Here is a 26,833-nt window from a genome sequence, read left to right as displayed (position 1 = left end):
CTGCGGATGCGGGCCGCCGCGACAGACGTGAACCTTCCCGTAGGAGGTTCACCATGCGTTCAATCCCCCTCACGTTCTGTGCCGCGGCGGCGGTCGCCCTCATAGCCCTGCCCGCACCCGCCGCCCTGGCGTCCCCGGCCGCCCCGGCCGGTGACGACGACCGGCGCACCGGCACCGTCTCGGTCACCCCGTCCACCATCGCCCCGGGCGGGCGGGTGGAACTGTGGGTCGACGTCTGCGGCAGGGGCCGCGAGGCGACCGGCAGCTCCGACGCCTTCGCCTCGGAGGCCCGCTTCCGCCCCGCCGACGACAAGGGCCTCTTCGCGGAGGCCCGGATCCGGGACGACGCCGCACCCCGCTCCTACGAAGTCCGGGTGACCTGCGAGGACGGCCGGTCCAAGGCGACCGGCACCCTCACCGTCGTCCACCACAACCGCCCCTCGCCCGCCGCACCCGTCAAGGCGGGCGGCGGAGGCACCGCCACCCTCGCCGAACGGTCCACCGAGGCCGAGGGCCCCGGCACCCGGCACGCGGTGATCGGCCTGGTGCTCGCCGCCGTCGCGGCCGTCGCCGTCGCCCTGCGCAGCTCGCGCCGGCGTCGCGGCCCGGCCGGCAGCTGACATGGGAGCCCCGGACCGCCCGGCGGGCAACGGGCGGCTGCTCACCGGAGTGACCTGGGCCGTGCTGCTGCTCGGTCTGTGGATCTGGGGCCGGGACGCCGGCGGGGGGCTCGGCGGCCTGTCGGGGACCACCACCGGCGACGTGGCCGCGGTCGGCCGCCCCCTCGGGGCGGAGCTGCCCCCGGCCCACGACCCGCTCGACGGGTCGGCCCCCGAACGCGTCGAGGTCCCCTCCGTGGGGATCTCGGCCCCCGTCATCGCGCGCGGCCTCGACCGCGACGGAGCCATCGACCCGCCCCCGTACGGCATGCCGAAGACCGCCGGCTGGTACGGCGACGGCGCCCGGCCCGGTGTGAAGGGCGCGGCCCTGTTCGTCGGCCATGTCGACACCGACACCAAGCCCGCGGTCTTCTACGGGCTCAGCGCGGTGAGGCCGGGCGCCCGGATCGAGGTCGCCCGGACCGACGGCAGCGTCGCGGAGTTCACCGTGGACGACGTCCAGCTCGTCACCCGCGAACGCTTCGACGCGCAGAAGGCGTACGGGCCCCGCGAGGACGGCCGGGCCGAGCTGCGGCTGATCACCTGCGGCGGAACGTACGACCACAGGACCCGCTCCTACACGGCGAACGTGGTGGTCTCCGCCTACCTCACCGGCGCGCGGGACGCGAAGGACGCCGGCGACGGCGGTGGGCGCGTACAGGCCGTGGGCGACGAAAGCCGCGGCTGACCCGCCGCACCACGCGCCACGCGTCACGCACCGCACGTCACGCGCCACGCGCCACACACGGTCAACCCGGCCCGGCCGGCCGCCTCTCACGGGGCGTGCGGGCCGGGCCGGTCCTCGACCGCGTGCGCCCGGCCGCGGGAGTCGCCCGGCGCGGTACGGGAGGTCGGTGCGGTGGGAAGGGCCCGATCCTCCGTCACTGTAGGTGGCCCGTCGGACGGATGACCGGCTTTCGAACAGGATGTCCGGAACCGGTGCCCCCGTGTGACCGTTGTACAGGTGGGAGCGTCGGCTCCCGGCCGCTGTGCCAGGATGGATCGGACCGTCAGCTCATCGGTGCAGGCGAAGAGCAACAGTGCAGGCAGTGCACCCAAGGGGGAGTGGATGTACGGCAGTTACACCGGTCGGTCCCGGACGCGCGGGCGCGCGGCGGGCCTGCGGAGGACCGGCACGGCGGCGGCGCTCGGGGCGGCCCTGCTGCTGGCGGGGTGCTCCGGCGACGGGGACGGCGGCGACAAGAAGGGCGCCCCGACCGTCGAGCAGCAGCCCAAGGACAAGGATCCGTACTGGGTCAATCCGGAGGGCAACGCCGCCCGTCAGGTCGCCGCGTACAGCAAGGACGGCGACGAGAGGAACGCCGAGCTGATCCGGAAGATCGCGCGGCAGCCGGTCGGTCAGTGGATCGGCCCGGACAACCCCGAGGGCGAGGTCAAGGGCATCACCGAGGCGGCCACCGCCGCCGACCGGGACGCCCTGCTGGTCCTCTACAACATCCCGCACCGCGACTGCGGCCAGTTCTCCAAGGGCGGTGCCTCCGACGGCAACGCCTACCGAGGCTGGCTGGACGGCGTGGCCAAGGGCATCGGTGACCGCAGCGCCACCGTGATCCTGGAGCCGGACGCCCTGCTCCACCTGGTCGACGGCTGCACGCCCCAGGAGTTCCACGAGGAGCGCTACGACCTCCTCAGGGGCGCGATCGAGCGGCTGAAGCAGCAGCCCGCCACCAAGGTCTACCTGGACGCGGGCAACGCGGGCTGGCAGTCGCCCGACGCCCTGTTCCAGCCGCTCCAGCGGGCCGGGATCGCCGAAGCGGACGGCTTCTCGCTGAACGTCTCCAACTTCCAGACGACGGCCGTCTCCACGGAGTTCGGCAAGAAGCTCTCGGAGAAGATCGGCGACAAGCCCTTCGTCATCGACACCAGCCGCAACGGCAACGGCCCCTACGAGGGCGGCGACCCCGCCGAGAGCTGGTGCAACCCCCCGGGTCGCGCGCTGGGCGAGGCCCCGACCACACGGACCGGCGACGAACAGGTCGACGCCTACCTGTGGATCAAGCGTCCCGGCGAGTCCGACGGCGACTGCAAGGGCGGCCCGAAGGCCGGCGCCTGGTGGCCGGAGTACGCGCTGGGCCTGGCCGGCGGCGCGCAGTAGGGGCCACACGGCGAGGGCCGCGTTCAGGCAGGAGGAAGACCTCCTTACCGAACGCGGCCCTCGCCGGGTGCGTGCGTACGCGCCCCTACTCGGGCACCTCCACCCACATGCCCTCCGACGGGGTGCCCTGGCCGTCGGTGACGAACAGCATGTACCAGCCGGCCGGCACCAGCGCCCGGTTCTCCGGCACGGTGACGGTGATCCCGTCCTTCGACTTCTCCATCTCCAGCGCGATGGTGCGCTGGTCCGTGTCGGTGACATGGGTGACCGCCGAGGGCCGCATCAGCTTCGCCGAGGTGATCGAGGAGGCGTGCTGCGTGGTGAACAGGCCCGTACCGCCGCGCTCGATCTTCTGGGGCCCGGCCGTCAGCTCCGGCCTGGAGTCCCGGTAGAGGTAGGGCGGGGTGTAGATCTCGATGCGCTGCTCGAAGACGCCGGGCCGGGTGTTGGCCTTGTCCGAGTAGAGCGAGTCCGACCCGAAGATCATGACCCGGCCGTCCGGCAGCAGCAGCGACCCCGAGTGGTAGTTCCGGCCGACCGCCGGATCCGCCACCTTCTTGTACGTGTCGCTCTTCGCGTCGTACAGCCGGGCCTGGAGCACGTCCGAGCCGCCGCGCCCCCGGTAGTCGCTGGAGCCGCCGGTGACCAGCAGGGAGTCGTCCGGCAGTAGCGAGGCGCTGGGGTAGCGGGTGCCCTCGGAGAGGGAGGCGCCGTCGGTGAACTCCGGGTTCTTCTTCCGGAGGTCGACCAGCCGGGACTTCTCGCTCGCCTTCTCCGACTCGCCGACCCCGCCGCCGCCGATCACCATGAACTTCTCGTCCTGGGCCGGGGGCAGCCGCACGGTCGCGGAGGTCTCCATCAGGTCCGGGTCGCCGAGCCCGGGGATCTTCTTGAACTTGTTCGTCGACAGGTCCCAGACGCCCGGGTCGCGGCCCACGTCCGCCGGACCGTACCCGGCGTTGGAGCCGGAGTAGAAGAGCTTGCCGTCGTTCAGCAGGAAGACCGCCGGATAGGTGGGGAACTTCCGGACGATGCCGGTGTACTCCCACTCCTTGGTCTCCGGGTCGTAGACCTCGTCCTTGCCGGGGACGATCTGCCCGATCTCGTCCAGACCCGACAGCGCGAGGACCTTGCCGTCCTGAAGCGTCGTCAGCGTCGGATACCAGCGGGCCTCGTTCATCGGGTCGACGGGTAGGTACTTCTCCGCGACCGGGTCGAACTCGAAGGCGTCCTTGATCCCCTGGAAGTCCTTCTTGTCCAGGGCCAGCTTCTGCGCGATGCCGTAGACGTTGCGGGTGTCCGAGCCGGACAGGCCCGCCACCCGGTAGTTGTCCTCGGTGCCGGTCTCGTACTTCTTGCCGGTCTTCTGCGCCTCGACGTAGATCCGGCCGATCCCGGGGTCGTTGCGCAGGAACGCGCCGGTCTGCTTGTCGAAGACCTTCTCGGCCTTCTCCACCAGCACCGGGTCCTTGGAGAGATACGTCTTGCCGTTCTCCTTGCCGGTGAACCGGGTGCCCGCGGGCAGGGTGATCGGCTTGTCCGGGTTCTCGTTGTGGACGATCATCAGGCCGCCGGCCTTGGTGACGTCGCCCTGGAGCTTCTCGTAGCGCTTGGTGCCGCCGGCTATGAGGAGCTTCCCGTCGGCCAGTTGGGTGTGCCCGGCGCAGAACATGTCCTTGGGGGTGGAGATGTCCTTGAAGACGTTCGTCTTCGGGTCGAACAGCACCGAGCGGAAGCTCTTCGCGTCGAAGTTCTTCTGGTTGTTCCCGGAGCCCGCGACGAGCAGCACCTTGCCGGTGTGCAGCAGCGCCGCGTGGATCGTGTTGATCCGGTGCTCGGAGGGGACGTCCAGGAAGTCCCAGTGGCCGTTGGCCGCCTTGTAATCCGGCTGGTTGATCTTGTACTCGTGATAGCGCTCGGTGCTGAAGCGGTACAGCCACGGCCCGTTCGCCCCCGCGAGCGCGAGAACCACCGCCGTACTGATCGCCAGGCGGCGGGTACGGCGGCTCGGACGGTACTTCATTTCTTACGTCCCCCAAGGGCGATCTGCATGGTCTGGTCGTTGCCGGGCGCCCCGGGCAGGGGCATCGGGCGGGGCGCCGGGGCCGGCCCTCCGCCGCGGTGGGATCCGCCGCCCCGGCGCTTCTTCTTCTCCGCGCGGACCGTGTACCGCCAGCCGATGATCGGTGCCGCGGTGATCAGCAGCGCCAGCGTGGCCCAGGTGATCATCGCGGGGTGGCTGTGGCCCAGGAAGAACGAGGAGATCATCGACGCGCCGAAGACGACGATGAAGAACAGGTGGATGCGGAAGGTGCCGAACAGGGTGTCCGGGCTGGACGAGTCGCCCTTGGGGGTCACCACGAACGAACTCTTGCGGCGCAGCGCCGCGTCCATCAGCGAGCGGGCGTAGATCGGCGCGGAGAGTGCGGACATCACCATGCCGGCCAGACCGCCGGAACCCTCGGGCTCGTGCGGCGAGACGTTGTGGCGGCGGTTCCAGATGTACAGCCCGATCTGGAGCGCGGAGGCGTTGCCGTACAGCATCATCCAGATCGTCGGGTCGATCTGGACGCCGGAGGCGCCCATGCCGAGGAACAGTGCGCAACTGAGAGCCGCGAGGATCCAGTTCATGGCCGACATCGGATAGAAGATGATCATCATCGTGTAGTTGAAGAGCTTGCCGGGCGGCATGGTCCCGAAGCCCTTCCAGAACTGCCCGATGATCGTCTCGTAGGTGCCCCGGGACCAGCGCAGCTGCTGGGTGAAGAAGTCCGTCCACGCGGTCGGGCCCTCGCCGACGGCCAGCACGTCCGGGGTGTAGACCGAGCGCCACTTCTTCCCCGTGGCCGGGTTGCGGTGGCGGTGGATCTCGAAGCCGGTGGCCATGTCCTCGGTGATCGAGTCGTACAGGCCGCCGATCTGCTTGAGCGTCGAGATGCGGACCGCGTTGCTGGTGCCGACGAACATGGGCGAGCCGTAGCGGTTGCCCGCGCGCTGGATCAGGGCGTGGAAGAGGAACTGCTGCGACTCGGCGGCCTTGGTGACGAAGGTGTCGTAGTTGCCGTAGACCTGCGGGCCGATGACGAAGCCGACGTCCGGGTCGCGGAAGTAGCCGAGCATCCGCTCCAGGTAGTTCGCCATCGGGATGTGGTCGGTGTCGACCGAGGCGAAGAAGTCGTAGTCGCCGCCGTGCGCGTCCAGCCAGGCGTTGTAGTTGCCGTGCTTGGTCTTGGCGCGGTGCGGGCCCTTGGCCTGGTTCCAGTGCGCCACGCCCTTGCGGGAGAAGTGGTGCACACCGAGCCGGGCGCAGACCTCCTTGACCGCCGGGTCATCGCCCTCGTCCAGCAGCCAGACGTGCATCAGACCGCGGTGGCGGATCCGTACGGCCGCCTCCAGGGTCTTCGTCACCATCTCCAGCGGTTCCTTGCCGGGGACGAAGGAGGTCAGGAAGGCGACCTTGGTGCCGGACTCCGGGACCACCGGGACCGGGTCGCGGGCGACCAGGGTGGCGTGGGCGTTCGACAGGACGTTCATCGTGCGGAACAGCTCGATCAGACCGATCGATACCAGCATGACGATGTCGAGGACCAGCAGGAGGTCGTTGTCCAGGTTCGGATCGCGGTCCGTCCAGTGGCTGGGCTGCATCAGCCAGGCGAAGAGGCCGAGCGAGACGAGGGGGGCCGCGCCGAGCAGGAGCGCCGCACGCACCCGGTGCGGCTCCTGGGATATGAGCGAGCGGTACTGGACCTTGTACGGCTTGCCCGCGGGGGGCTGCGTCAGCGGCCCGGCGAGCCGGCTGTAGTGCTCGTAGTCGTAGCGCGGCAGCTCCTTCTTGGCACGCCGCCGCGCCGCTCCGGCCCGCAGCCCCGCGGGTATCCGGAGCTGCGTCGTCCGGGAAGCGTCGTTCTCCTGCCGGTCGCCTGGCGGCGTCGACGTCATGGGTACATCCCCCCGCACGCATGCTGGTGCGTGACTGTTCGGTCTCACTCTTCGTGCGCGGTGGGCCCCGTTCTTCACCGGGCACACACACGGTGGCAGGCCACCGCCCCCACAGACATGGATCGGCAGCCTTCCGGTTGCATGATGCCCCCTCGGTGTCCGCCCCTGAGCGGGACCCCCACCCCGCGGCACGGACAACCGGAACGTCACGCTCTACTGCGCCAACTGTACGGATCAGCAGCGCCCTTGGGCCTGACGGTCCTCAGACAGATTGTCCGACACCGAACGGGATCGCAAGGGTGAATCATGCGGTTTGCCGGTCATATGCGTGATTTGGCCACGCCTGGTGAAGGGGGTGCGGCGAAGCGGGGGCCGGTGCTCGCCCCGCTTTCGTCGCCGCTCCGTGACCATCGGAGGCTCCGTGACCATCCGGGGTTCGGTGGGTGGCTGTGCGTGCACGGCCATCGGGTGTCACCGGATGCCGGGCGGGGAATGATCAAAGCCCCGTCACTGAACGTGAAGGGGCTTTGACTGTGCGTGCGCCGTCAGGGACTCGAACCCCGGACCCGCTGATTAAGAGTCAGCTGCTCTAACCAACTGAGCTAACGGCGCCTGCTGGCCTGGAGAACTTTACCCGACTCCCCGGGGTGCTTCGAACCATTTACCGGCCGCCACGCCCCGTCAGATAGTCGTTTTTTTCCATTGTTCCGTCAAAATGCGATATGTCGGGAGAGTTGAGACACTGACGCCCGTTGCGGCTGCGCCCAAAGATCTTGACGAATGACGAGTGCGGAGGGGAATCGCATGACTGTGCCGGTCTTCGAGGAGTACGAACCCGCCATCGACTGCGGATGCGCGGGGTGCGCCGTGCGGCGGCGCTCCGCCGCGAGGGCCCTGCCGGTGCGGCGCGGCGGCCACCCCGCCGCGCACGGCGCGCGCCGCGCCCTGGTGCTGGCGACGGCCGCCGGGGTGGTCCTCTCCTGTGGGGCCGCGGGGGCGGCCGCGGCCGCCGGTCATGCCCCCGGGGTTCCGCGCGCCGACGGGGGAGCCGATCCCGAACCGGCGACCCCGCAGGGTGAGAGGGGGCCGCTGCGGGGCACCGGCGCCTCGGGCCCGCCGTCCGACGGGTCGGCCGCACCGAGGACGACCCGGGCCGACATCATCGACCGGGCGGGGCGGTGGGTGGGCGCGAAGGTCCCGTACAGCATGGAGAAGTACTGGTCGGACGGCTACCGCCAGGACTGCTCGGGCTATGTGTCGATGGCCTGGAACCTCGGCAGGAACGAGTGGACCGGCAGCCTCGCCGCCTACGGGACCCGGATCGCCCGCGCCGACCTCGAGCCCGGCGACATCCTCCTCTTCCACAACCCGGCCGACCCCTCCAAGGGCTCGCACGTCACGGTCTTCGGCGGCTGGAGCGACTCCACGCGCACCCATTACGTCGCCTACGAGCAGGCGCGCCCACGGACACGGAAGCAGTCGACCCCCCTGGCGTACTGGAACAACTCCGACCGCTATGTGGCGTACCGGTACAAGGGGGTCACGGAGGGATCGCCCGGCTCCGGATCCTCCACGGCCTTCCCCGGGGTCAAGCGGTTCGGCCCTGGCGCCGACAACAAGTACGTCACCCAGCTCGGCCGGATGCTGGTCCAGCGGGGCGGAAAGGGTTTCTACGCGGTCGGCCCCGGGCCCGTGTGGAGTGCGGCCGACCGGCGTGCGACCCAGGCGTTCCAGCGGGCGCAGGGCTGGCAGGGCGAGGAGGCGGACGGCATCCCGGGCCCGGACACCTGGCGCCTGCTGGCCACTGGCGGTGGACGGAACATTCCGGCCGTCGGCGCGGGCGGCAGCCCGAATACGGCCGTCGCGTTCCCCGGACGCGGCTATTTCCAGCCGGGTCGGTCCAACAGCCATGTCGACCGGCTCGGCGAACAGTTGGTGAAGAAGGGATACGGCAAGCACTACGTGTCGGGCCCCGACCCGCGCTGGACCGAGGCCGACCGCCGCAACGTCGAGGCGTTCCAGCGTGCCCAGGGCTGGCGCGGCGGTGCGGCCGATGGTTACCCGGGGCCGGAGACCTGGCGCCGGCTCTTCGCGTGATGACGGACGTGACGGACGTGACGGAAAGGAATCAGGAACCGGTGACCCCCGACGACGACCAGACCCCCCGGACCAGCCCCACCCCCACCCCCCACCCCCTGGACGACCAGCTCCCGCCGTCCCTCTTCGCCCCACCGGGCAAGGGGAGCCCGCCCCCGCTCTTCGGCTCCCGCGAAGACAAGGCCCCGCCGCCGGACGGCGAGCTTCCGCCGTCGCCGGTCGCCGAGCCCACGCCTGCGCAGCACGCGAAGCCCGCGTCCGGCCCGGACGGGCAGCCCGCGCCGGTGCCGGTCACGGACGGGCGGCCCGCGCCCGCGGCAGTACCGGAGGCCGAGCTTCAGCCGCCGCCGTCCGGCCGTGCGGGCCGGGACTCCGCCCCGCCGGACGGCGGTGGGGTCCCGCCCGTGACCCCACGGACCGTAGCCCCGGAGCCCCCGAACGTGAGCCTGCACCTCGGCCCCGCCCCGGACCGCCGGACGGGCGGGCCGGGCGGGCCGGTCCCCGTCGCCGCTGCCGATGGCCGCGCCGACGACGCCTCCGCCGGCGGGCGTCCGGTCTCCGGCCGCCCCACCCCCGACCATCGAACGGGCGGGCCGGCCCCGGCGACCGCTTCCGGCGGCCGTCCCGCCCCCGACGGCCCTGCCCCCGAGGGCCCAGGCGGCGACGGCCCTGGCGGCGACCGGCGCACCCCCGGCCGCCCCGCCTCCGCGCGCCCTGTGCCGCTCGACGGGAACCTCCACTTCAGGCCCGTCCGGCGTTCGAGGACGGAACCCTCGGCGGAGTGGACCCCGCATCCGTCCTACGGGGCCGAACCCGGGGCCGGAAAGGGCCCCACCCGCAAGGGCCCGCCCGGGCCCGGGCCCCAGGGCGAGCACCCCGGGCCCGACACCGAGCCGGACCTCGTCCTGGACCTGGCCCCCGGCGACCGGGCCGCCTCCGCCACGTTCTCCGTACCCGTATCCCTTCCCGTGTCCGTGTCCCCGACCGCCGCCGCGACACCCACTCCGGCCGCGGCGACGCCCTCGTACCCCGGCCGCCGCCACTCCGTCATCGCCAACGAGACCACCGCCTCCATCCCCGTACACCTCCTCTTCCGTGACGACCAGGAGTCGGCCGAGCCGGGCGGGGCGGCGGCGCTGCCCGCGACCGTCGTCCGCCGCCCCGCCGCCGGGGACCGCTCGCCCGCCACCCGGCGCCCCGCCGTGCCGCGCTCGCCGCGGACCCGGGTCCAGCCGTCGACCCGGCCCGCCCCGGTCGCCGATCCCCGCCTCACCGAACGGCCCGGCCCCGCCCTGCCCGGCCTCGCCGCCCTCCTCGTCGGCGCGGCCGGCATCGCCGGCGGACTGGCCGTCCTGTGGTGGCGCGGCGCACTGCCCGCCGCCTGGCAGACGGCTGCCGGCCTCACCCCCCGGGCCGACCTCGGCGTCGGCGTCGGCGCCTGGGCCCTCCTCGCCCTCCTCGCCACCGTGGTGCTCCTCGCGCTCGGCGGCCTCGGCCGGGGGCGGGTCGGGTACGCGTGGGTGCTGACGCTCTGCGGCGACTACCGGGGCAGCGTCCGGCGCACCGGCCTCGTCTGGATCTCCCCCCTGCTGCTGCGCCGCCGCGTCGACGTACGGCTGCGGCACTGGCGCAGTGAGCCGCTGCCCGCCGTCGACGCGAACGGCACCGCGCTGCGCGTGGTCGTCCTCGTGGTGTGGCGGATCAACGACACGGTCCGGGCCGTCCTCGGCATCGAGGACCACGAGGCGTACCTGAGCGCACAGGTCGAGGCCGCGATGGCCCGGGTCCTCTCGCAACTGCCCGCCGACGCGTTCCACGAGGACGCCCCGAGCCTCCGCGACGCGGAGGCGGTCGGCGACGCGCTGACCCGGATGCTGAAGGCGGACTGCGAACCCGTGGGCGTGGAGGTGTACTCGGCGCAGCCGACCGGCATCGAGTACGCCCCCGAGGTCGCGGCGGCGATGCAGCGGCGGCGGATCGCCGCGATCGACTCCATGCACCGGGACAGCGTGCTCACCTCCGTGGTGGACGCCGTCGACGACACGGTCAACAGGCTCACCACGCGCGGCATCGTCGAACTCGACGACTACGAACGCAAGGCGCTCGTCAAGGACTTGACGGTCGCCTTCTACACCGGTCGCAGTGGGGGAGGAGAGGGGGCCTGAGAGGCAGGGGGAGGTCCGGGGGGGAAGCGCGGGGGGTGCTCCGGGGCGGTCCGGGGCACTTCGTCCACCCGCCGGAATACGACGCCCATTGGTCTGGACATGTTCACGTCGCGTCAATAATCTAGGACTTGGTCTAGACCGCAGTACCTCGCAGGCACAGCACCACGCACCAAGCGCGCAGCAGTCGAGCAATGCTCATGGAACCTCCCCCACGTTCTAGAGGAGCGACAGCCCATGCGGAAAAAGGCAAGCGCGGCCGTGATCGGTCTGGCGATAGCGGGCGTCTCGGTGCTCGCGACCACGAGCGCCAGCAGCCACGGCTACACGGACTCCCCGATCAGCCGTCAGAAACTGTGTGCCAGCGGCACGGTGACCGGCTGCGGCAACATCCAGTGGGAGCCGCAGAGCGTCGAGGGGCTCAAGGGCTTCCCGGCGGCAGGACCGGCGGACGGCAAGATCTGCGCCGGTGGCAACGGGCAGTTCGCCCAGCTCGACGACCCGCGTGGCGGCAACTGGCCCGCCACCCAGGTCACCGGCGGACAGGGCTACAGCTTCCGCTGGCAGTTCACCGCCCGCCACTCCACCAGCGAATTCCGCTACTACATCACCAAGGACGGCTGGGACTCCACCAAGCCGCTCACCCGGGCCGCGCTCGAATCGCAGCCCTTCATGACCGTGCCGTACGGCAACAAGCAGCCGCCGTCCACCCTGACCCACCAGGGCACGATCCCCACGCAGAAGAACGGCAAGCACGTCATCCTCGCCGTCTGGAACGTCGCGGACACCCCCAACGCGTTCTACGCCTGCTCCGACGTTAAGTTCTGACGCTTCTTCGGTTATCGTGCGGCGCCATGAGAAGTACCGGCACCGTCGCGGAGCTCGTACGACGTCAATGGGGTGACCACCGGCCCGCCCTGAAGCACGGCCCCACCGTGCTCAGTCATCACCAGGTGGTCGAGGGCGCCGCCGCACGGGCGGCGCTCCTCGCGGATCTGCTGCCGCGAGGCGGCGAGCCGCACCTCGGCGTACTGCTCGACAACACCTCCGAGTTCCCTTTGTGGCTCAGCGCGGCGGCCCTGGCCGGGGCCGCCGTCGCGGGGATCAACCCGACCCGGCGCGGCCCCGAGCTGGCCCGCGACATCCTGCACGTCGAAGCCCCCGTCCTGATCACCGAGCGCGCCCACCTGCCGCTCCTCATGGACCTGGAGCTGCCGGGTGTACGGGTCCTGGTCACCGACACCGAGGCGTACGCCGCCCTGCTCGCCTCCTACACGGGCGCCCGGCCCGGCGACGCCGTCGTCGCCCCGGTCAGCGGCGACAGCCGCATGCTCCTCTACTTCACCTCCGGGTCCACCGGCGCGCCCAAGGCCGCGATCTGCACCCAGGGCCGGCTCGCGGGGGCCGGAGCGTCCCTCGCCGGACACTTCGGCGTACGGCCGGACGACGTCCACTACATCTGCATGCCGATGTTCCACGGCAACGCGGTGCTCGCCGACTGGGCCCCCGCCCTCGTCGCCGGAGCCGCGATAGCGCTGCGCCCCCGCTTCTCCGCCTCCGCCTTCCTCGACGACGTACGTGCCTACGGGGCGACGTACTTCACCTACGTCGGGCGGGCGGTGCAGTATCTGCTGGCCACCCCCGAACGCCCCGACGACCGGGACCACTCGTTGCGCCTGGGCTTCGGGACCGAGGCCGGGGCGGTGGACGCGGCCCGGTTCCGGGAGCGGTTCGGGGTGCGGCTCGTGGAGGGGTACGGCTCCTCCGAGGGCGGCGCCGCCATCCGGCGCACCCCCGGCACCCCGCCCGGCGCGGTCGGCCGGGCCGCCCCCGCCGACGATCTGGCCGTCGTCGACCCGGAGACCGGTGCGGAGCGGGCCCCGGCCCGCTTCGGCCCCGGCGGCCGGCTGCTCAACGGGGACGAGGCGATCGGCGAGCTGGTCAACCGGGGCCCGACGCCCTTCGAGGGCTACTGGCGCAACCCGGAGGCGGACGCGGAGCGGGCCCGCCGCGGCTGGTACTGGACCGGCGACCTCTTCTACCGGGACGCCGACGGCTTTCTCTACTTCGCCGGACGCACCGACGACCGGCTCCGCGTCGACAGCGAGAACCTGGCCGCCGCGACGATCGAGAACATCCTGGCCCGCTGGGAGGAGGCGGCCGCCACCGCCGTCTACGCGGTCCCCGACCCGGTCACCGGCGACCAGGTGATGGCCGCCCTGGCCCTCCGGGCGGGCGCGGTCTTCGACCCGGCGGCCTTCGCCGCGTTCCTGCGCGCCCAGCCGGACCTGGGGACGAAGATGGCACCCCGGTTCGTCCGGATCCTCGACCGGATGCCGGTCACCGCGACGAACAAGATCCACCGCGTGGCGCTGCGCCGGGCGGGCTTGCGCTGTCCGGGCCCTCTCTGGTGGGACCACGCCGGCGACGGCTCGTACGCCCCGCTGGACGCGGAGGGCCTCGAGATCCTGCTCGCCCGGTACGCGGAGCACGGCAGAACGCTCTGAGAGGGCAAAGCGCAGTGGGCGGCCTCCGTGAAGGAGACCGCCCACTGCGTGTCGTGCGCCGTCAGGGACTCGAACCCCGGACCCGCTGATTAAGAGTCAGCTGCTCTAACCAACTGAGCTAACGGCGCCTGCTGACTCGAAAATAATACCTGGTCCGGAAGGGTGCTGATGACGCCCCTCGCGGCCCCGCCTTCCGCGGCCCCGGCCGCAAGGACGACCTCGTTGGGGTCCTCGAACTCCTTGAGGAGCTTCAGCGCGGGTATCGGTGCGTACACGGCGGTGACGCTACCGCCGATCAGCACCGGCCCCCGGCCGCTACAGCGCCAGCGACAGCAGGACCGGCGCCGCCCGGCGGCTGAGGGTGTCGGCCGCCGCCCGCAGCCGGTGCGCGTCCTCGATCGGCAGCGACAGGGCGAGGCAGCCCGCGGCGGAGCCCGCCGTCAGCGGCACGGCCGCGCAGACGGTGCCCACCGCGTACTCCTGGAGATCCAGCACCGGGACCGTGGCGGACTGCGCGTCCAGCTGGGAGAAGAGGATCTTCTCACTGGTGATCGTCCGGGAGGTGAGCCGGGCCGCCCGGTGCCGGGAGATGTGATCGCGCCGCCCGTCGTGGTCGAGCTGGGCCAGCAGGCACTTGCCGACCGCGCTGGCGTGCGCGGAGGAGCGGAAGTCCACCCATTCGTTGACCGCCGGTGTCAGCGGTCCGTCCGCGACCTGCGTCACACTGACCTCGCCGTCGACATACCGGCTGAGATAGACCGCCGCGCCGACGGAGTCGCGCAGCTCGGCCAGGGCGTGCTGGAGGCGGTCCTCCAAGGCCTGGCGCCGGACCGCCCCGGAGCCGATCAGCAGCAGCGAGGCGCCGATGACGTACGCGCCGTCGCTGATCTGCTCCACATATCCCTCGCGGCGCAGCGTGAGCAGCAGGGAGGCGAGGTGGCCGGTCGGCAGCCCCGTCTCGCGGGAGATCTGCGCGGCGGTCACGCCGTTGCCGTGCCGGGAAACCGTTTCGAGTACGCGCAGTGCGTACTGCACCGAGTGGAACGGTGCGGTCGGCTCGGGCTTCAACGCCACGGTGTCCCCCTACCAGGTTGTGACCGCAAGCTTTCGCCCCACGATAGCCGCCGGAACGCCCCTGCGGGGCGGCAGTCGACGGGTCGCTGGGCGCGCCCCGGAGCTGTCATCTGGAGCGCACCCGTCTGGCATATGCCACCGTCATGAGCGGAGGTGCAACCGCGAGGTCACAGCACCGCGTTGAGGAACTCGCGCGTACGTTCGTGTGACGGATCGGAGAAGATTTTCTCCGGGGATCCGGACTCCACGACCCGTCCCGCGTCGAACATCAGCACCTTCTCCGAGACGTCCCGGGCGAAGTTCATCTCGTGGGTCACACAGAGCATGGTGATGTCGGTGTTGCGGGCGATGTCCCCCAGCAGCTCCAGCACGCCCGCCACCAGCTCCGGGTCGAGCGCCGACGTCACCTCGTCCAGGAGCAGGATCTCCGGCTCCATCGCCAGGGCGCGGGCGATGGCGACCCGCTGCTGCTGGCCGCCGGAGAGCTGCGAGGGATGGGCGTCGACCTTCGCGGAGAGCCCGACCAGGTCCAGCAGCTCCCGCGCCCGCGCCTCCGCCTCCTCGCGGCTCTTGCCGAGCACACTGACCGGGGCCTCGGTGATGTTCTCGATCACCTTCATGTTCGGGAAGAGGTTGAACTGCTGGAAGACCATCCCGATCTTCTTCCGGGACTCGCGCAGCCGCTTCTCGCCCGCGGGCTTCAGCGAACCGTCCGGGGCGCGGACGTGGGACAGCGGGTCGCCGTCGACCCAGATCACCCCGTCACTGATCTTCTCCAGCGTCATCAGCAGCCGCAGGATCGTCGTCTTGCCCGAGCCGCTGGGCCCGATCAGGGTGACGTGCTCGCCACGGTCCACGGTGAAGTCCAGCTCGTCCAGGACCACATGGTCGCCGTAGCGCTTCACCACCTTGTCGAAGCGCACCAGCGGCTCGCCGGTGCGCGCGGTGGCCGGCGCGGCGTCCACGGGAGCTCCGGCCGGCCCCGGCGACTCCGTCTTCTTCAGGGGGAGGGGTTCAGTGACCAAGGCGCTTCTCCAGCCTTCTCATCAACAGCGACGTGGGGTAGCTCGCGACCAGGAAGATCAGGCCGGCGAGGGTGAACACCTCGGTGTAGGCGAACTGTTCGGCCCCGTACTTCCGGGCCTCGAAAACCATCTCCTGCACCGTGATCACGGCGAGGAACGGTGTCTCCTTGAACATCGAGATCGCGTAGTTCCCGAGCGCGGGCAGCACGTTGCGCACCGCCTGCGGCAGGATCACGGCCTGCCAGGTGCGCCGGGGCGACAGGGACAGCGCGCGGCACGCCTCCCACTGGCCTTTCGGCACACCGTCGATCCCGGCCCGGTAGACCTCGGAGGTGTACGCGGCGTAGTGGACGCCCAGCACGGCGATACCGATGTACAGCGGCTCCACCGTGTTGAACAGGGCTGCCGCCCCCACCAGTTGGACCAGCAGTGGGGTGGAGCGGACGAACTCCGTGACAACGCGCACCGGGACCGTCACGAAGCTGCTGGGCGCGCGCCCGGCCATCGCGACGGCCAGTCCCAGCACGGCCGCCACCAGGGTGCCGAGCACCGTGGCGAGCAGGGTGACCTTGAACCCCTCCAGGAGGAGGGGCAGGGACTCCCCGAGGGCGTTCCAGTCGAAGCCGTTCACCGGGTACCTCCCAGGGCGGTCGTGGACGCGCTGCGGCTTGTGAACAGGCTCTTCGCGCCGGTGTCCAGGCCGAGCCGCCGCTTGGCGCTCCGCTCCAGCAGATTCATCAGCAGGGTCAGCGCGTACGCCAGGACGAAGTAGGCGACCAGCAGGGTCAGATAGGCGGTGAGGGTCTCACCGGTACGGTCGCGCAGCTGCTGGATCACCGTCATCAGATCGGCGGCGGAGATCAGCCACAGCAGCGGGGTGCACTTCAGCAGCTGGATCAGCAGGTTGGTGAAGGACGGGATCATCTGTACCCAGGCCTGCGGCAGGATCACCTTCCACAGCCGCCTGGAAGGGCTCAGGTTGAGCGCGATCGCCGCCTCGTACTGCCCGCGCGGTACGGAGTTGATCGCTCCCCGTACCACTTCGGCACCGTAGGCGCCGTAGTTGAGGCCGAACGCGACCACGCCGCAGGCGACCGGCGTCAGTTCGTAGCCGGTCAGCAGCGGCATCGCGTAGTAGAGCCAGAAGAGCTGGATGTAGAGGGAGGTGCCCCGGAAGAACTCCACGACCACCCGGGAGAACCCGCGGGCAAGCAGCAGCCGGCTGCCCGCCATCAGCCCGAGCGCGAAGGCCAGGACCCCGGCCAGCAGCGCGCCCAGGACCGTGGCCTGGAGCGTCACCCACAGGCCCGACCGGACTCGGGGGAACTCCTCGACGAGGAGGGAGAAGAAGTCACTCATGCGTGCGCGTCCGCCCCGTCAGCCCTTGCACAGATCCGCGGTCCTCAGGTCCTCCGGCGGGATCTCCGACTCCCCGAAGCCGTAGGGCTCCAGGAGCCGCACATAGCGCGAGCGGTCGGAGACGATCTTCTTCAGCTCGCGGTTGAAGGAGTCCCGCAGATCCTCGTTGCCCTTGCGGAACACCGCCCCGCCCGGCGAGAACTGCGCGTTGCCGTCGATCTCCGGGACGAACGGCTCCGTGACCTCGGTGTCCGGGTTGGTCTTCGCCAGCCAGCGCAGCGAGATGCCGGTGAGCAGGAAGGCGTCGACCCGGCCGCCCTTGACGGCGTCCGCTCCGTCCTGCGGCTTCTGCAGCGTTTTGATCCGGTCCTCGGCTATGCCCGCGCCCTTGGCGTAACCGCCCTCCACCGCACCCGACATGACGCCGATGGTGATCCCCGCCTCCTTCGCGGAGGCCAGGTCGGTGATCTTCTTCGGATTGCCCTTCCTCACCATCAGCGCGGTCGGCGAGATGAACTCCGGCTCGGAGAAGACCGCGTTGCCGCAGCGCTCCGGGGTGATGGCCATGCCCGCGCTGACCACGTCGTACTTCCCGGCCTGGAGCCCGGGGATCAGACCGTCCCACTCGGAGAGCGTCGGCTTCAGTTCGGCCACCCCGAGCGCCTTGAAGATCTCCCGGTGCAGCGTCGGGGCCTCGCCCTTGAGCTCCTTGCCCTCCAGGTAGCCGTACGGTGCCTCGTTCGCGTACGCCACCCGTACGAAGCCCTGCTTGCGGAGCTTTTCCAGGGCGCCCTCGCCGGTCGCGGAGCCGGAGTCGGTCTTGCTGCACGCGGTGAGGAGGCCGGGAACGGCGAGGAGGCCGCCCACGGCCGCCGATCCGTTGAGGAAGCGCCGGCGGGACAGGTTCGGGAATTCAGCCATGGTTCGCAATCTCCTGGAGGTCGAACAGTCCGGACAGGGTGAGTGCCTGCCCGATCCCGTACATCTATGCAGGAGGCCGGAGTCATGTAACCCAACAGTGGCCGGAAGGTGACCTTCCCGTGCCCGAACGGGGCGGAGCGCGACCAGTGGTGTGCGGGACGTGTCGACCGCTCGGGATTCGTCCGGACACGACGCCGCCGGACACGACGCCGCCGGACACGACGCGCCGGACACGACGCGCCGGACGCCGAGGCGAGGGAGGTGATGGAGGCGATCAAGGCATTCGTCAGCCGGGCTTCGTCGCCGACCCGTTGACCCGGGGGTCCGGGTCTTGGTGCGGACCGGTGCTCCCGGGGAGGTCGGGGGAGGGGACGTAACCGAGACTCTTGTCGACCACGTTCGGCAGCGGCCCGCCCCGCTCCCACCGTTCGTACAGCGCGACGAACTGCTCGCTCAGCCGGTCGCACCACCCCACCGTGGCCCCGCTCGGGTGCGGCGTGAGCAGCAGCCCCGGGACGTCCCGCGACGGGCCGTCCGGGACCGGCGGTTCGCCCTCGGGCACGTCGAGCGCGGCGGCCGTGAACCAGCGGCGGTTCAGCGCGTCCACGAGGCCGGCCCGCACCACGCACGCCCCGTGCCCCACGTTGATGAACCGTGCCGATGGCTGGAGCAGGCCGAAGAACCGGCTGTCGAACATCCCGCGCGTCGACTCCGTCAGCGGGACCGCCGCGATCACCCAGTCCGCCCGCGCCGCCAGCCGGTCCAGGTCAGCCGCCCCGTGGATGGTGCGCCGGGCGGTCCGCCCCACCAGGGCGACCGTCACCCCCAGGCCGTGCAGCAGCCGGGTGATCTCCCGGCCGACCGGCCCCGCGCCGACCACCACCGCCCGCGTACCGGCGACCTGCTGGGCCTCGCGGTGGCGCGGGTGTCGCTGGAGCTCCAGGGCACCGGGGAGATCCTTGGCGAACGCCAGCACCAGGCCCGCCACGTACTCCGCGACCGACCGCTCGAAGACGCCCCGCGCGTTGGTCACAACGGTGTCGGACGCGACCAGCTCCGGACAGAGCAGCCGGTCCACAGCCACGCCCGCCGTGTGCACCCAGCGCGGCCGCCGCCCTGGGCCCGGCCAGGCCGCGCGTACCGCCTCCGACGCCGTGTCCCATACGAGCAGCACGTCGGCGGCCGGGAGCAGCCCGGCGAGCGAGGAGGCGTCCGTGTGCCGCATGTCCACCCGGCCGGTCAGCCGGCCCAGCCGCGGGGAGGGCGCGGCGTCCAGGACGAGCAGGACGGGAACCGGCATCGCTGGTCAGCCCTCCGCGGTGGAGCGGACGTACGGATCACCCACGCTCGCAGCAGGCTCCCCCTTCGTCAACGAGGCCCGGCCGCGCCCCGGTGCTCGCCCGGGGGAATACTGGGAACAAGTCGGGGCAAGAGTGACCGGTCGCGCGGGCACGGCCGCCGGAGCGTCCGGAGGGCCGCCGCGACCCCGTAACGGGGTCGCCCGCCGTGCGGCGAGCTGCCGACGCACAGGAAGGGTGGACATGACGACCGTAGGGCTTCTCTACCCGGGCCACGCCGCCGAGGACGACTTCCCACGGACCGAGATCCTGCTCGACACCGACATCCGGCTGCCGCTGTTCTCCACCGGGACGGGGGAGGACGCCTACCGTGCCGACGCGCTGCGCGAGCAGGGCGCCCCCGCCCGGATCGCCGAGGGCGTCGAGGAACTGCGTCTCGCCGGGGCCGAGGCGCTGCTCTGGGCCTCCAGCGGCGGCAGCTTCGGGCAGGGCTGGGAGGGCGCCCACGAGCAGGTCGCCACGCTCGCCCGGACCGCGGGCCTGCCCGCCTCCAGCACCTCGATCGGCTTCGTCCACGCGCTACGGGAGCTGGGCGCGGGCCGGGTCGCCGTCGCCGCCCCCTACCCCGAGGACGTCACCGGGCTCTTCGCGGAGTTCCTGGCGTCGGCGGGCGTCGAGGTGGTGGCCGCCGTGTCCGGCGGGGCCGCGTCGTCGGCCGAGGCCGGATCGTGGGTCCCGGAGCGGGTGAAGCGGCTGGCGCGGGACGCCGACCACCCGGACGCCGAGGTGGTGCTGATCCCGGACACCTCCCTGCACACCACGGCGTACGTCCCCGAGCTGGAGGAACTGCTGGGCAAACCCGTCCTCACGGCGAACCAGGTCACGGTGTGGGAGGGGCTGCGCCTCGCCGACCGCCGGACGTGGGCCCCCGTGCTGGGCACCCTGTTCGCCACCCGCGAGCCGGTTCTGGGGTCGCTGGAGCCGAAGGGCATCGAGGTACGGGAGTAGCCGCCCTGTACGCCTCGGTCCGCCGGGCGTGCTTCCCGGGCCTCCTCCGGGAATAAAACGGAGCCATCCTCCTGTTGTCTCCCTCCGATACGCAGACGTACGACAGCAGCACCGGGAGAGGCCGACACGTGGACGAGATCCGAGGCGACGGGACCAGCGGCGACGCGAGGGGTGGCGCGAGCGGCGGCATGAGCGGCGGCGCGGCCGATGCCGACGGGATCCGGGGCGCCGCAGCCGGAACGGCCGCCGTTCCGCTGTCCGTCCTCGACCTGGTCACCGTGGGGCAGGGCCGCACCGCGACCCAGGCCCTACGCACCGGCGTGGACATCGCGAAGCTCGCCGAGAGCCGCGGTTTCCACCGCTTCTGGGTCGCCGAGCACCACTCCATGCCCGGGGTCGCCTCGTCCTCCCCGGCCGTGATCCTGGCGCACATCGCCGCCCACACCGAGCGCATCCGGATCGGCTCCGGTGGGGTGATGCTGCCCAACCACGCGCCGCTGGTGATCGCCGAGCAGTTCGGCACCCTGGAGGCGATGGCCCCGGGCCGGGTCGACCTCGGCCTCGGCCGGGCCCCCGGCACCGACGGCGCGACCGCGGCGGCCCTGCGGCGCGGCGACCGGCTCGACGAGGGCGCGGACGACTTCCCGCAGCAGCTCATGGAGCTGATCCGCTTCCTGGACGACGACTTCCCCGACGGGCACCCCTACGCCCGGATCCACGCCGTGCCGGGCCCGGTCCAGGCGACCGCCCCCGGCGGCGTGCAGTCCGCGCACCGGCCGCCGGTCTGGCTGCTGGGCTCATCCGGCTTCAGCGCGCGGCTGGCCGGGACGCTCGGGCTGCCGTTCGCCTTCGCGCACCACTTCTCGGCGCAGAACACCATCCCCGCGCTCGATCTGTACCGCGAGTCCTTCCGGCCCTCCGCCGTGCTCGACGCCCCGTACGCCCTGATCGGGGTCTCGGCGCTGGCCGCCGACGATGAGCGTGAGGCACGCCGCCAAGTGCTGACCGGCGCCCTGTCCATGGTCCGGCTGCGCACCGGCCGTCCGGGGCTGATCCCGAGCCCCGAGGAGGCGGCGGCGTACGATTTCTCCCCGATGGAGCGGGAGTTCGTCGACGGCTGGCTCGCCAACGTGATCCACGGCACCGCCGACGAGGTCCGCGGCGGACTCGACGACCTGGCCAAGCGGACCGGCGCCGACGAGCTGATGATCACCGCCAACGCACACGGCGGCGACGCGCGGCTGCGCAGCTACGACCTGATCGCGGACGCCTACGGCCTGCCCGCGGCCCCGTAGCGCCGCACCGGGTCCCGGCCCGTCCGGGGGCGTCAGCCCTCCAGTGGGCGGGACCCGATCAGCCCGGCGATCTGTTCCGGCGCCACGGCCCGCGAGTACAGCCACCCCTGCCCGGTGTCGCAGCCGATCCGCCGCAAGCGCTCCGCCTGCCCGGCCGTCTCCACGCACTCCGCGGTGACGGTCAGGCCCAGCCGGTGCGCCAGCTGCACCATGGCCTCCACGATCGTCTCGTCGGCGGGGCTCGGATGCGTTCCGTCCTCGTACCGGAAGCCCTTCACGAACGCCCCGTCCAGCTTCAGCACGGAGACGGGCAGCCTGCTGAGGTAGGCGAGGTTCGAATAGCCGGTCCCGAAGTCGTCGATGGCGATCCGTACGCCCATGTCGCTCAGCGCCTGGAGCGCCCGCAGGGGACGGCCGCCCGAACCCATCACCGCCGACTCGGTCAGCTCCAGCTGGAGCAGCCCCGGGGCCAGCCCGGTCTCGGTCAGGATCTGGGCTACGTCGGCGACCAGATCGGAGTCCCAGACCTGCCGTACGGCGACGTTGACGCTGATGAACAGTGGCGGCGCGTCCGGATGGTCCAGCTGCCAGCGCCGCGCCTGCCGGCACGCGGTGCGCAGCACCCACCGGCCGAGCTGGACGATCGAGCCGTCCTCCTCGGCGATCTGGACGAACCGATTCGGCGGCAGCACACCGAACTGCGGATGGTTCCAGCGCACCAGCGCCTCGACGCCGCGCACCACCCCGTCCGCCATCCCGACCAACGGCTGGTACTCCAGCGTGAACTCGCCGCGCTCCACGGCGGGCCGGAGCGTGGAGGAGAGGGACTGCCGGGTCATGCGGTGGGCGTTGCGCTCGGGGTCGAACAGGGTCCAGCGGGCTTTGCCGTCCGCCTTCGCCCAGTACAGCGTGGTGTCGGCGGCCTGCATGAGACCGGTGGGCGAGGTGCCCGCCGCGACCCGTTCGACCACCCCGATCGACGCGGAGACCGAAAGTCGCTGTCCGGCGAGGTCGAACGGCTGCTGGAGCGCGGCGAGGACCGAGCGGGCCAGCTCGGCGAGTTCCTCGGTGCCCGCCGAGTCCTCGACCAGGATCGCGAACTCGTCGCCGCCCAGGCGCGCCACCAGCCGGCTGCCGCCGGGATTCCGTGAGGCCTCGCTCTCGGCGCAGTCGGTGAGCCGCGCGGCGACGGCGGCCAGCAGCCGGTCCCCGGTCCGGTGCCCCAGGGTGTCGTTGATCGCCTTGAAGCCGTCCAGGTCCAGGTAGCAGAGCCCGATCCGGGCGTGCTGACGCGGTGGCAGCGAGTCGTCCTGGTACGGCGGGGTCTCCAGGACCGAGGCGAGGCGCTCGAAGAACAGCGTCCGGTTGGGCAGCCGGGTCACCGGATCGTGCATCTGGAGGTGGCGCAGCCGCTCCTGGAGCTCGCGCCGGTCGCTGACGTCCGCGACCGTCAGCAGGATCCGGGCGGACTCCGCCGCCGACGCGCCGGTCATCGGCACGATGGTGATCTCGGCCCACAGGGAGCGCCCGTCGGGGTGCTTGAGGCGGCGGGTGCAGCGGAACCGGGAGCGGCGGCCCAGGAGGACCTCGCGATAGGCGTGCCAGGTGCGGTCGTCGGACGCCAGGTCGAGCAGTTCGCTCGACTGCCGCCCGGCGAGGACCGCCGCCGGGACCCCCAGCAGGCCGCCGAGCGCCTCGTTGGCCCGCACGACGTGGCCCCGGCCGTCGACGACACCCATGGGGAGCGTGGCGGTGTTGAAGGCGGCCCGGTAGTCACGCAGCTCGGAGGCGGTGGGATCGCCGTCGGTGGAGGGCGGGGCCGTGGAGTCCGGACCCTCGTGCGTCGGGCCGGTGACCGGTGGACCGGTGACCGGTGGCTCCGTGACCGGTGGACCGGTGACCGGTGGCTCCGTGACCGGTGGACCGGTGACCGGTGGGCCCGTGACCGCCGACTCCGTGACCGGTGGGTCCATCGTCGTCGTATGACGCTCCGTGACCGGCGCGGGGGGCACGTCGGAGGCCGTGCCCGCCGGCGCGCTCGGCCCTTCGGAGGTTCCGCTCACCGCTCGCTCCCGCTGTGAAGGTCGTCGTGAACTGGTGGGGTCGGACTGGCCACCGGGTGGTGGTCCCGTGAACGGGCCCGTTCCACGCGGGAAAGCGTGGTGAAGCATAGAGGGTGCCGCGCCGGCCGTTCCAGCTCACCGTCCGGTCCGCGCCATCGCGCGGGTCCGCGAGGTGACGGGAGTAAACGTTCCGCTTTGCCCGATCCCGATCTTTTCTGTGCGGATCTGTTTCATCGGCCGGCCGGAATGGCCGATGGTGACGTTCCGTGAAGGTGTGGGAGGCGATTTTGTCCGCTGACCCGTGTGGGGCAGCACAACAGGGCGTGGCGTGGTGAAGCGGCACAGAGTGGACGGGATGGACCGTGTTTCCCCACCCGGAGGTCGATGTGCCGTGCCGTCGCGGACCTGAGGGAGCGGAACGGCCGCCTCTGCGCAGTCTGGCCGCCGCCGCCACCTCCCTCCTGGCGCTCGCCGCCATGTCCCTGGTCACGGGCCCCGCCGCGGCCGTCACGGGGGACGCCGCGCCCTGCGCCCTGCCCCGGACGGCGGCGCACCACTCGCTGGGCCTGAACACCTGGAACGCGGCGTACCCGCGGCCCGACCAGGGCCTCGACGCGGTCATGATCTTCCTGTCCTTCCCGGACTCCGAGCCCACGCTCACCCCCGAGGCGCTCACCGCCGACCACTTCCCCGCCACGACCCGCTTCTTCGAGCGCGCCAGCTATGGCCGATTCACCCTGCGCCCCCATCCGCGGCGGACCTGGACGCAGATGCCGCGCGACTCCACCTGGTACGGCATAGAGCGTGACTGGAGCGCCGAGCGGCGCACCGCCTACCTGCGCGACGCCATCGACGCCGTCGACCCGGAGGTGGACTTCTCCCGGTACGACGTCGTCTACCTGGTGGCCGACCCGGACGCCCCCGGCGTCGACTCCGACGCCACCAAGGTCGTCAACTTCGACCGGCCGCTGCGCGCCGACGACAGCGACATCCGGCGCGTCGTCACCGTCTTCGAGCAGCACCCCCCCGACCGCAACGTCCTCGCCCACGAGACCGGGCACGTCTTCGACCTCGCCGACCTCTACCACCGGCCCACCGACGGCAAGGGTGACTGGGACACGCACGTCGGCGACTGGGACGTCATGGGCAGCCAGTTCGGCCTCGCCCCGGACCTGTTCGGCTGGCACAAGTGGAAGCTCGGCTGGCTCAAAGGGCGCCAGGTCGTGTGCGTCCAGGGCTCGGCCGACCTCACCCTCGAACCGGTCGCCGCCGCTCCGGTGCCCGGCGGGTCGATCGGGACCCGGCTCGCCGTCGTCCGTACCGGCGCCGACAGTGCCTTGGCCATCGAGGCCCGCAGTGCCACCGGGAACGACCGGGGCACCTGCGCCGAGGGCATCCTGATCTACCGCGTCCGCGGCGAGACCGCCTCCGGCGGCGGGCCCGTCGAGGTGGTCGACACCCACCCGGACACCGGGGCCTGCTGGGACCGCTCGGTCTACCCGCCGCTGGCCGACGCCCCGCTCGGGGTCGGGGAGACCTTCACCGTGCCGGGCGGCGACACGCGCGTCGAGGTCGCCGACCGCACCCCGTCCGGCTCCTGGACCGTCCGGGTCACCACCGGCGTCTGAAACGCGGCCCGGAAAGTGCTCCCGGACACGAGGAAGCTCCCGCACACGAAGAGGGCCCGCACACGAAGAAGCCCCCCGCTTTCGCGGAGGGCTTCTTCTGTCTGTGCGCCGTCAGGGACTCGAACCCCGGACCCGCTGATTAAGAGTCAGCTGCTCTAACCAACTGAGCTAACGGCGCCTGGTGACGTCGTAGACATTAGCACCCTGATCCGCCCGAGGAAAAATCGAATGCCCGGCGGCCGGGGACGACGCGGACCGGCTCACCCGTACACACGCCCAGAGCAGCACATCGGGGCCCGGAAGCCATGGGTTACGGGTGTCGGGGGCGACCACCCAACGCGGCCCGCCCTCTGGTGACGCGCAGGTCAGCGGCGGTACGGTCACGGCGTCACCGGTGCCGTGGCAGAGCAGGGGCGGCACCGTGCCGCGCCGTTCCGCGGAGTCTTCGGCGCCCCTGGAACCGCCGGTTCCCCACTCCTCCCAGGCGAGCAGCGAGGGCAGTCGCTGGGCCGTTCCGGGGGCGGCGAACAGCAGCATCCGGCCCCGGTGCGTGGCGACCGGACCGGAGCCGGGACCCTCGGCCCAGAGCTGCTCCAGCATCCGCCGCCCGAACAGCGCCGGCACGTTCACGACGTCGAAAGCGGAACCGCAGGGGAGCACTCCGGGGGCCTTGGGGCGTTCCTCCCAGTGGGCGAGCGTGCTGCGCGGGTAGGGGGCGGCCCCCGCCAGCCAGGCGGCGCCTGCCGCCGTGACCTGTGCGGCCTGGGGGCCGGACTGGTCCCGCAGCAGGGCGAAGATGTCGACGCCGAGGTGCGGGGCGGCACCGGCCTGCAGGGTCGTTCCGTCTTTCAGCCATGCGCTCATGGAGCCAGGTCTACCGGGAGTGACGGAAAGGATTCCGAGAGTTGCCGGAAACCGGGACGGGCCGGGAGGGGGAGGGGTATCTTGCCCGCCGGAATATGCCACGGGACCTGACCCCCGGCGTGGCGTACCGGCATCTGCCCCTGCTGCCTCCCAGGTCCCATCGGCCCTACGGGTCCCAGATGTCCCACAGGTCCCATCGGCCCTACGGGTCCCATCGGCACCGCAGGCCACATCGGCACCGCAGGCCACATCGGTACCGCAGGCCACATTGGTACCGCAGGCCACATTGGTACCGCAGGCCACGTCGGCCTGGTGGGTCCCGTCGGCCCGGTGGTCCCGTCGGCCTCGGGTTCAGGCTCTGGGTGCGTCCAGCAGGGAGCGGCCGAACTCGATCATCTTCTTCGCGTAGTCCTCGGTCCACTCCGCGCGCTCCGCGACGTCCGCCGCGGTCAGCCGGTCGAACCGGCGAGGATCGGCGAGCTGAGCCGCCGCCATCGCCTGGAACTCCACCGACCGGTCCGTCGCCGCGCGGAAGGCCTGCGTCAGCTCCGTCGCACGGGCCAGCAGCTCACGGGGGTCCTCCACCGACTCCAGGTGGAAGAAGTGCTCCGGATCCGCCGTGGCCTGAGACGGCTCGAAAAGCAGCGGCGCGGGGCGCAGCCGCTGCCGTTCGTTCCGGTCGGACTGTGTCATGTGGTGTTCCTCCCTCGGACGACCTGATGACCGGAAGATCCGGACGGCCACCCTCCATTGTCCAACCCCGCGCAAGGGGGCCGGGGCGTGCGACGGGGGCGCGGGCACGTGCCTCCCGCGCGGGG

At 71.8% G+C, this 26,833-nt stretch carries 21 protein-coding genes and 3 tRNA genes; 10 read left to right on the top strand and 14 right to left on the bottom strand.

Annotation, left to right across the window (positions count from 1 at the left end; genetic code table 11):
• Nucleotides 1-53: 53 nt before the first annotated feature.
• The 3 genes from ACZ60Q_RS20540 to ACZ60Q_RS20530 all read left to right on the top strand — a co-directional run bounded on the left by ACZ60Q_RS20540 (nt 54) and on the right by ACZ60Q_RS20530 (nt 2,775).
• The gene (locus tag ACZ60Q_RS20540; protein ID WP_469636340.1) at nt 54-620 is read left to right on the top strand and encodes a hypothetical protein; all 567 of its coding nucleotides are present in this window, start codon (nt 54-56) and stop codon (nt 618-620) included.
• 1 nt (nt 621) lies between these two features.
• Nucleotides 622-1,347 carry a class F sortase gene (locus ACZ60Q_RS20535; protein WP_469636337.1) on the top strand — a complete coding sequence of 242 codons (726 nt, stop codon included), beginning with the start codon at nt 622-624 and terminating at the stop codon, nt 1,345-1,347.
• A 381-nt stretch (nt 1,348-1,728) separates the two neighbouring features.
• The gene (locus ACZ60Q_RS20530; protein ID WP_469636334.1) at nt 1,729-2,775 is read left to right on the top strand and encodes a glycoside hydrolase family 6 protein; all 1,047 of its coding nucleotides are present in this window, start codon (nt 1,729-1,731) and stop codon (nt 2,773-2,775) included.
• An 85-nt stretch (nt 2,776-2,860) separates the two neighbouring features.
• Here the strand turns inward: ACZ60Q_RS20530 and glxA are convergent, their stop codons facing one another.
• The 3 genes from glxA to ACZ60Q_RS20515 all read right to left on the bottom strand — a co-directional run bounded on the left by glxA (nt 2,861) and on the right by ACZ60Q_RS20515 (nt 7,326).
• Entirely contained in the window at nt 2,861-4,798 is a 1,938-nt protein-coding gene (glxA, locus tag ACZ60Q_RS20525) for a radical copper oxidase GlxA (RefSeq protein WP_469636332.1), read from the bottom strand.
• Complete coding sequence (locus tag ACZ60Q_RS20520) at nt 4,795-6,714, bottom strand: glycosyltransferase family 2 protein (RefSeq protein WP_469636329.1); 1,920 nt, start codon at nt 6,712-6,714, stop codon at nt 4,795-4,797. Before ACZ60Q_RS20520 ends, glxA begins: the two co-directional genes overlap by 4 nt.
• Before the next feature lie 538 nt (nt 6,715-7,252).
• A tRNA-Lys gene (locus ACZ60Q_RS20515) sits at nt 7,253-7,326 on the bottom strand.
• 192 nt (nt 7,327-7,518) lie between these two features.
• Here ACZ60Q_RS20515 and ACZ60Q_RS20510 point away from each other — a divergent pair.
• The 4 genes from ACZ60Q_RS20510 to ACZ60Q_RS20495 all read left to right on the top strand — a co-directional run bounded on the left by ACZ60Q_RS20510 (nt 7,519) and on the right by ACZ60Q_RS20495 (nt 13,480).
• A complete protein-coding gene (locus ACZ60Q_RS20510; protein WP_469636327.1) occupies nt 7,519-8,811 on the top strand; it encodes a peptidoglycan-binding protein in 1,293 nt (430 codons plus the stop codon).
• 8 nt (nt 8,812-8,819) lie between these two features.
• Nucleotides 8,820-10,976, top strand: coding sequence for an SPFH domain-containing protein (locus tag ACZ60Q_RS20505; protein WP_469636811.1), 2,157 nt, complete (start codon nt 8,820-8,822; stop codon nt 10,974-10,976).
• A 234-nt stretch (nt 10,977-11,210) separates the two neighbouring features.
• Nucleotides 11,211-11,801 (top strand): lytic polysaccharide monooxygenase auxiliary activity family 9 protein, encoded by a 591-nt coding sequence (locus ACZ60Q_RS20500; RefSeq protein ID WP_469636324.1) that lies wholly within the window; start codon nt 11,211-11,213, stop codon nt 11,799-11,801.
• A 26-nt stretch (nt 11,802-11,827) separates the two neighbouring features.
• A complete protein-coding gene (locus tag ACZ60Q_RS20495; RefSeq protein WP_469636322.1) occupies nt 11,828-13,480 on the top strand; it encodes a long-chain-fatty-acid--CoA ligase in 1,653 nt (550 codons plus the stop codon).
• 54 nt (nt 13,481-13,534) lie between these two features.
• On the opposite strand, the gene ACZ60Q_RS20490 is transcribed toward ACZ60Q_RS20495, so the two are convergent.
• The 7 genes from ACZ60Q_RS20490 to ACZ60Q_RS20460 all read right to left on the bottom strand — a co-directional run bounded on the left by ACZ60Q_RS20490 (nt 13,535) and on the right by ACZ60Q_RS20460 (nt 19,159).
• Nucleotides 13,535-13,608 (bottom strand) — tRNA-Lys (locus ACZ60Q_RS20490).
• A 187-nt stretch (nt 13,609-13,795) separates the two neighbouring features.
• Nucleotides 13,796-14,554 carry an IclR family transcriptional regulator gene (locus tag ACZ60Q_RS20485; protein WP_469636321.1) on the bottom strand — a complete coding sequence of 253 codons (759 nt, stop codon included), beginning with the start codon at nt 14,552-14,554 and terminating at the stop codon, nt 13,796-13,798.
• A gap of 167 nt (nt 14,555-14,721) precedes the next feature.
• Complete coding sequence (ehuA, locus tag ACZ60Q_RS20480; protein ID WP_469636319.1) at nt 14,722-15,579, bottom strand: ectoine/hydroxyectoine ABC transporter ATP-binding protein EhuA; 858 nt, start codon at nt 15,577-15,579, stop codon at nt 14,722-14,724.
• Nucleotides 15,569-16,210, bottom strand: a complete 642-nt coding sequence (gene ehuD / locus ACZ60Q_RS20475) for an ectoine/hydroxyectoine ABC transporter permease subunit EhuD (RefSeq protein ID WP_469636316.1) — start codon at nt 16,208-16,210, stop codon at nt 15,569-15,571. Before ehuD ends, ehuA begins: the two co-directional genes overlap by 11 nt.
• Nucleotides 16,207-16,938, bottom strand: coding sequence for an ectoine/hydroxyectoine ABC transporter permease subunit EhuC (gene ehuC, locus ACZ60Q_RS20470; protein ID WP_469636313.1), 732 nt, complete (start codon nt 16,936-16,938; stop codon nt 16,207-16,209). Before ehuC ends, ehuD begins: the two co-directional genes overlap by 4 nt.
• 18 nt (nt 16,939-16,956) lie before the next feature.
• Nucleotides 16,957-17,859, bottom strand: a complete 903-nt coding sequence (ehuB, locus tag ACZ60Q_RS20465) for an ectoine/hydroxyectoine ABC transporter substrate-binding protein EhuB (protein ID WP_469636310.1) — start codon at nt 17,857-17,859, stop codon at nt 16,957-16,959.
• 286 nt (nt 17,860-18,145) lie between these two features.
• Entirely contained in the window at nt 18,146-19,159 is a 1,014-nt protein-coding gene (locus ACZ60Q_RS20460; protein WP_469636307.1) for a D-2-hydroxyacid dehydrogenase, read from the bottom strand.
• A gap of 241 nt (nt 19,160-19,400) precedes the next feature.
• On the opposite strand from ACZ60Q_RS20460, the gene ACZ60Q_RS20455 reads away from it, so the two are divergent.
• Together ACZ60Q_RS20455 and ACZ60Q_RS20450 are read left to right on the top strand one after the other, a co-directional pair.
• On the top strand, nt 19,401-20,165 hold the full coding sequence (locus ACZ60Q_RS20455) for a maleate cis-trans isomerase family protein (RefSeq protein WP_469636304.1): 765 nt from the start codon (nt 19,401-19,403) through the stop codon (nt 20,163-20,165).
• A 128-nt stretch (nt 20,166-20,293) separates the two neighbouring features.
• Nucleotides 20,294-21,460 carry an LLM class flavin-dependent oxidoreductase gene (locus tag ACZ60Q_RS20450; RefSeq protein WP_469636301.1) on the top strand — a complete coding sequence of 389 codons (1,167 nt, stop codon included), beginning with the start codon at nt 20,294-20,296 and terminating at the stop codon, nt 21,458-21,460.
• A 32-nt stretch (nt 21,461-21,492) separates the two neighbouring features.
• Here the strand turns inward: ACZ60Q_RS20450 and ACZ60Q_RS20445 are convergent, their stop codons facing one another.
• Nucleotides 21,493-23,523, bottom strand: a complete 2,031-nt coding sequence (locus ACZ60Q_RS20445; protein ID WP_469636298.1) for a putative bifunctional diguanylate cyclase/phosphodiesterase — start codon at nt 23,521-23,523, stop codon at nt 21,493-21,495.
• 386 nt (nt 23,524-23,909) lie between these two features.
• Here ACZ60Q_RS20445 and ACZ60Q_RS20440 point away from each other — a divergent pair, with 386 nt between their 5' ends.
• The gene (locus ACZ60Q_RS20440; RefSeq protein WP_469636808.1) at nt 23,910-25,151 is read left to right on the top strand and encodes a M6 family metalloprotease domain-containing protein; all 1,242 of its coding nucleotides are present in this window, start codon (nt 23,910-23,912) and stop codon (nt 25,149-25,151) included.
• Between the two features lie 104 nt (nt 25,152-25,255).
• On the opposite strand, the gene ACZ60Q_RS20435 is transcribed toward ACZ60Q_RS20440, so the two are convergent.
• The 3 genes from ACZ60Q_RS20435 to ACZ60Q_RS20425 all read right to left on the bottom strand — a co-directional run bounded on the left by ACZ60Q_RS20435 (nt 25,256) and on the right by ACZ60Q_RS20425 (nt 26,708).
• A tRNA-Lys gene (locus ACZ60Q_RS20435) sits at nt 25,256-25,329 on the bottom strand.
• Nucleotides 25,320-26,015 carry a bifunctional DNA primase/polymerase gene (locus ACZ60Q_RS20430; RefSeq protein WP_469636295.1) on the bottom strand — a complete coding sequence of 232 codons (696 nt, stop codon included), beginning with the start codon at nt 26,013-26,015 and terminating at the stop codon, nt 25,320-25,322. Before ACZ60Q_RS20430 ends, ACZ60Q_RS20435 begins: the two co-directional genes overlap by 10 nt.
• 351 nt (nt 26,016-26,366) lie before the next feature.
• On the bottom strand, nt 26,367-26,708 hold the full coding sequence (locus ACZ60Q_RS20425) for a hypothetical protein (RefSeq protein ID WP_469636291.1): 342 nt from the start codon (nt 26,706-26,708) through the stop codon (nt 26,367-26,369).
• Between the last annotated feature and the right edge of the window lie 125 nt (nt 26,709-26,833).

The organism is Streptomyces sp. NPDC104313 (assembly GCF_055583985.1).
The sequence above is the reverse complement of the archived record's forward strand: the minus strand, read 5'-3'. Positions and strand labels throughout refer to the sequence as shown.